This is a genomic window from Bacillus haikouensis, assembly GCF_013179555.1.
Taxonomy (GTDB): Bacteria; Bacillota; Bacilli; order Bacillales; family Bacillaceae_B; genus Rossellomorea; species Rossellomorea haikouensis_A.
In genome coordinates this window covers 1-3,670 of record NZ_JABMCR010000349.1, presented here as the reverse complement: position 1 = coordinate 3,670, position 3,670 = coordinate 1, and the positions used below count along the sequence as shown (strand labels likewise).

Annotated in this window: 4 protein-coding genes, 1 tRNA gene and 2 pseudogenes; 3 read left to right on the top strand and 4 right to left on the bottom strand. The window is 33.8% G+C overall.

Annotation, left to right across the window (positions count from 1 at the left end):
- A pseudogene (locus HP456_RS21210) lies at nt 1–329 on the bottom strand (DNA alkylation repair protein); the annotation flags it as partial.
- A 419-nt stretch (nt 330–748) separates the two neighbouring features.
- On the opposite strand from HP456_RS21210, the gene HP456_RS21205 reads away from it, so the two are divergent.
- Nucleotides 749–934 carry a hypothetical protein gene (locus HP456_RS21205; protein WP_172254807.1) on the top strand — a complete coding sequence of 62 codons (186 nt, stop codon included), beginning with the start codon at nt 749–751 and terminating at the stop codon, nt 932–934.
- 222 nt (nt 935–1,156) lie between these two features.
- A pseudogene (locus HP456_RS21200) lies at nt 1,157–1,527 on the top strand (DUF4180 domain-containing protein).
- Nucleotides 1,528–1,971: 444 nt separating this feature from the next.
- On the opposite strand, the gene HP456_RS21195 reads toward HP456_RS21200, so the two are convergent.
- Together HP456_RS21195 and HP456_RS21190 are read right to left on the bottom strand one after the other, a co-directional pair.
- The gene (locus tag HP456_RS21195) at nt 1,972–2,358 is read right to left on the bottom strand and encodes a hypothetical protein (protein ID WP_172254805.1); all 387 of its coding nucleotides are present in this window, start codon (nt 2,356–2,358) and stop codon (nt 1,972–1,974) included.
- 312 nt (nt 2,359–2,670) lie between these two features.
- Entirely contained in the window at nt 2,671–3,138 is a 468-nt protein-coding gene (locus HP456_RS21190; RefSeq protein WP_172254803.1) for a 2-thiouracil desulfurase family protein, read from the bottom strand.
- A 275-nt stretch (nt 3,139–3,413) separates the two neighbouring features.
- On the opposite strand from HP456_RS21190, the gene HP456_RS21185 reads away from it, so the two are divergent.
- Nucleotides 3,414–3,485: transfer RNA gene (locus HP456_RS21185), tRNA-Gln, on the top strand.
- A gap of 96 nt (nt 3,486–3,581) precedes the next feature.
- Here HP456_RS21185 and HP456_RS21180 read toward each other — a convergent pair.
- Nucleotides 3,582–3,670: IS3 family transposase (locus tag HP456_RS21180; RefSeq protein ID WP_146159189.1), on the bottom strand; the 89-nt coding region annotated here is incomplete at its 5' end.

Sequence of the window (3,670 nt, the reverse complement as noted above, 5' to 3'; positions counted from 1 at the left end):
AATGCAATTTTCTTCTTGTCTTTAGTGAGCTGATTAGCCATTAACCAATCCATTAAGTTATTTCGCTCATCAAAAGCGTGAGTCTGCATATCCTTATCAAGCTCATTCAGCACATCTTGTGAAAGAAGTTTTTTGTCCATAATTAAGATTGCTAATAGTCTGGGCAAAAACTCGTCGGTTGACCAAAGTTCCATAGCTAGTTCGTGATCTTTTTTAATGTCCTTCGCGATTTTTCGTAAGTCGCCTAGCTTAGTTTTACTATTGATCTGAGGTAGAATGTTTTCTGCTTTTGAAGAGCGTTTTATTTCTGTATCCTTTTTTTTATCCATTTTATACAACTCCTTTATTAAAGCACTGTTTCATAATATGTCCTTGACGGGTTAAATCAAGAATTTAATTTCGTTATAAGTCTTATTGCAGTGGTATTCATCCATAGTTTACCTTTTTTATATTGTAGCATATATCGTATTAAAGCTTTCTCCACCTATAATAGAAGTGCATCCATCTTTAATATAATAAGAAAGGTGAGCATAATTTGGCAATCACTAATCAGCCAAAAGCGAAAGCATATGACATGATGGTTTTTGTGTTAGAAGCGTTATTGTTATCATTTGCCTTGATGGGTATAGATTTAATAGTGGTATTGCTATTGTTTTTTCCTATATGTTTATCCTTGTATACAACACTTATTACCGCTTCAAGTAGATACTGAGAGATGTAATGGAGTAATTGAAAGGAGGTGATAACTGTGACACATGAGGCAAAAAAATTAATTCCCGGATTAGGCACTCTAGTTAAGATACAATCCGACGAAGTTAGTTTTCAGATAGAACACCAAGCTGATTCTACTGCAAGTACACTACCTGAGTTAGTAGCAGACTTTAACAAGCTATTAGTAAAGCTTCAGGAAGCAGGTATTATGAAGAAGCAATAGTATAGCTTCTAGCTTATTCTGAATACAACAACCGTTCAATAAAACGTGTGGTTTAATATTCTATTAATCCTAACAAGAAAAAGAAAATTAGATTTATATCAAAGGAGAGAATGTACGAAACTTAGCGTTCTCTCCTTTGCAACAAAGCCCTAACGGAAATCAACTATTTCGTACTTTGTATTAATGTACATTACATAATTATATTTGATTGGAGCGTGTAATTTGAATATAACAAAGACAGAAATGAATGGACATATCATTATAATTGCTCGTGCAGATTCAATTGTTTTATCTGATGAACAAAGTGCGTTGGAATTTATAATGTCTCTTAGCTGCGAAACAGGCAGTAACCGAATTGCACAAAACACAAAAGATGGAATTTCAGAAGAATTCTTTAATCTCAGTACAAAACTCGCAGGGGTATCCTTCAAAAATTCATTAACTACAAAATTAAATTTGCAATCTTCGGGGATTTTTCGTCTTATACTAGTAAACCACTTAAAGATTTCATTTATGTGTGTAATAAGGGCAACAATATATTTTTTGTTTCATCAGAACAAGATGCAATAGCCAAATTATCTAATGCAATATAAGGTTTTTAAAAAGTATCGGGCAATTTTTTGCTCGTTTTTTACAGGAGCTAGAGTAGATTTATTATTTTCTTCGCAGTATAAAGTCTACTAAGAAATTAGGGTTACTAAAATAATAAAGGCCTTTAGAAATGTTTGTTATGCTATTCAACAAACGGGCCAGGTTGCATATGAATTGAATAAAAATCAAACAACTTTATCATCTGTATAGAGTACTGTGGTTCAAAATAAGAAAGAGCCATCAAAAACAACTCTGTTCTTCTGCAACATATTATTAATTATAGAGAGAGTCATTATATTATTTCCATTCTACTCCAATACTAATTAGTTTGAATAAGAAAAATCCACCTTCATTATACGCCTGATTTTACTGCTTTGTGATTTGCGGGATCAAGCCCATAAAAAAACCTCTCTTTAAAAAAGAGAGAGGCTGTTACCATTTTTTATTTAGTAAGCGTATGCATTTACAGTCCCACCGATTTGTGAACCACTTAACGAGTCTCTGATATCAACATAGTATGTAGATGGAATCATGTTAGTAAATGTCGTACTTCCTCCGCTTAATGAATGAAATACTGTACAGTTACCTGTTGAAGCGGAACATAATCTAGCTTGCAGCATACTCGGACTTGCCGACCCAAAAGCTCCATTATAATAAATTCTCTTCAAACTCGAAACACTAATCCTCACATCATTTTTTGAGCTGGACGTTGTTAAACTTGTCTCATACCGGCCATCCTCTGTAACAAACGTTGACGTAGCTGCCAGTGATGATGATACTCCGAAAATTGACATTACTAAGACTAATACTGTAACTCTAAATATTTTCTTCATCAGATATACCTCCTCTATTGATTTCGAGTTATTCCGGCCAGAAGTACTCTACTTAGAGATTATCATAATTATTGTAATATTTGTAAAATTATAACTAAAAGAATATCGAAAATTGCCATACCCCCTCGAATCTCGGAAACATGAACGTATGTTTTTATAAAGTATATTCTACCAGGGACATTACCAAACCACTGAACAGGAAGATTTCGTTTCAAATAATATATACAAAAAATAGGAATTACTAGATTCCTGCTGCTTCAACCTTGGGCGTTAATCTTGCTTTATTAAACCGCCACATAGTGGAAGATAATATTAATTATTTTTAAGGATGTTTTCGGAAAACTGCTTTTCTGAAATTACTTGTATTCCATTTCTTTTAAGCAAAGCAGTTGTAACTCCATTTCCAATAATTTTCTTATCTTTAAATTCACCATTATAAATCATTGTACTTCCACAGGATGGGCTATATTCTTTAAGTACAACTATTGTCGCTCCAATCTCTTTTGTCTTTTTTAGTGTTGAGTAAGCTCCTTTTATGTACAGTTCCGTAACATCTCTACCTGTTTTCTCGACCACTTTAGCTTTACCATCCAATACATCTTCCCCGTCACCACTTATTATCTCGGCTGGTTCTCTGGGAGTAGAAAAGCCACCAAGCAATTCCGGGCATACAGTAATTGCTTTATTCTCTTCCATTAATTTTCGTATCTTATTATCTAATCTGTGCGTACCGTTATATCTCACTTCTAATCCTGCTAAGCAAGAACTCACTACTATCATTGATATCACCTCAAATTAAATTGTACCTTATGCTGGTCTCCTTTATGATCACTTCTTACCTCAGTATCTTATATCTTGTTTTCAAAATGAACGTTTTTTCATTCAAACTTGATTTTTATGAAAATAAAAAATTTTCAGAGGTAAGGACCTGGTTATAATCCATTTATAAAAAGTAAGGACTTCAAAAAACTGTTGCTGCCGTTCACAAATTTTTTTAAAAAAACCTGTATATTATTCTTCCTCTGCTCTCATACTATCCTATGTAGCAATATCATTGGGCTATAGCCAAGCGGTAAGGCATCGCACTTTGACTGCGACATGCGTTGGTTCGAATCCAGCTAGCCCAGTATTTAAAGAGGATGGGACTTTGCCCACCCCCGCTTCTCAAAAAGGACAGACCATTCTTTAAAGTGTACCCTTTGTAAAGGACATTTTAAAAAAGCCTAAGCTACTTCTAAAAGATGATCTCTGTATTGAACAGGGGTCATCTTTTTTCGATTCCATTGATATCTATGGTGGTTATAGTAAGTAA

Bases quoted from the DNA above. Each gene is read 5' to 3' on its own strand.
- HP456_RS21195 (WP_172254805.1), bottom strand. From the start codon at position 2,358: ATGAAGAAAATATTTAGAGTTACAGTATTAGTCTTAGTAATGTCAATT.
- HP456_RS21190 (WP_172254803.1), bottom strand. From the start codon at position 3,138: ATGATAGTAGTGAGTTCTTGCTTAGCAGGATTAGAAGTGAGATATAAC.